This is a genomic window from Microvirga sp. P4_G7 (assembly GCF_056401005.1).
The window spans coordinates 1-1,215 of sequence record NZ_JBFUKD010000908.1; the positions used below are offsets into that span (position 1 = coordinate 1).

At 64.6% G+C, this 1,215-nt stretch carries 1 protein-coding gene; it reads right to left on the reverse strand.

The window, feature by feature from the left end; all coding sequences use genetic code 11:
* Positions 1-30: 30 nt before the first annotated feature.
* Positions 31-1,215 (reverse strand): N-acetylglucosamine-6-phosphate deacetylase (gene nagA / locus AC1DT3_RS21815; RefSeq protein ID WP_477467268.1); only part of this gene is annotated, 1,185 nt, incomplete at its 5' end.

Below are 1,215 nucleotides of genomic sequence, written 5' to 3' on the forward strand. Positions count from 1 at the left end.
GCTTCGTCTTCTACGTCAAAGAACGCTAGCTCAACGATCCGCGATACCGCCGATCCAGGTACCTTGGACCTGCAATTCCTCATCCAGCAACACGAGATCGGCACGGTAGCCCGGAGCAATGCGGCCCAGCTCGTGTTCGAGGCGCAGATACGCTGCCGGATTGAGCGACGCCATGCGTAGCGCCTGCGACAATGAAACTCCGAGTCGCTGCACYGTGTTGCGCACGGCGCTCGCCATATCGAGATCCGATCCCGCCAGCGTTCCGTCTGCCGTCGTCAACTTGCCGTCCTTGCGGTAGACGGTTTTCCCCATCAGATCGAACGACGTGAGGTCGGATCCGACGGACGACATGGCGTCGGTCACCAGCATCATGCCGTCGAATCCCTTGGCGGYAATTGCCACGCGTAGGGCCGAGTCGCTGACGTGATAGCCGTCGACGATGAGGCCGCACCACGTGCCACTCGTATCGAGCGCCGCGCCGACCGGACCGGGATCGCGCCCGGCCATCGGCGGCATGGCGTTGAACAGATGCGTAAAGCCGCGCAGGCCATGACGGATCGCCTCGACGATTGTCTCGTAATCGCCGGCGCTGTGCCCCGCGCTGACGAGGATGCCGGCCCGAGACAGACGAGCGATGGCCGCGAGGTCATTCATCTCCGGGGCGACGGTGAGCATGTTGCGCCCGGCCGTCAACGAAGTGAGGATCGCGATATCGGCATCCTCGATCGGACGCATATAGGCTGGGTTGTGTACGCCCTTGCGTTCGGGATTGATGAACGGGCCCTCGACGTGAAAACCGAGAACGCCGGGGACGTTCTGCGCGAGCGCCTGGCCCATTGCACGCACGGCCTCGGCCATGCGTTCGCGCGTGTCCGTGATGAAGGTCGGCAGCATCCCGGTCGTGCCGTACGGTCGATGGGCCAGCGCAATGGCGCGAATGCCTTCGACATTGCGCTCGTCGTTGAAGAGAACGCCGCCGCCGCCATTGACCTGCGTATCGATGAAACCGGGAGCGACGAGCCCCTCGATCCGCCGCGTCGTGACGCCGGCTCCGAGTTCGCTCTCGCGCGGGATCGCAATGATCCGGCCCTCGTCGATGACGATCGCGCGGCCGTCGACGAAATGGTCGCCATCAAAGAGGCGCGCGCCGATGAGTGCCGTTGCCATCAGCGGGTCTCCGTGACCTTGTTGAGCCGCGGCGGCGCGTCCGGGTTG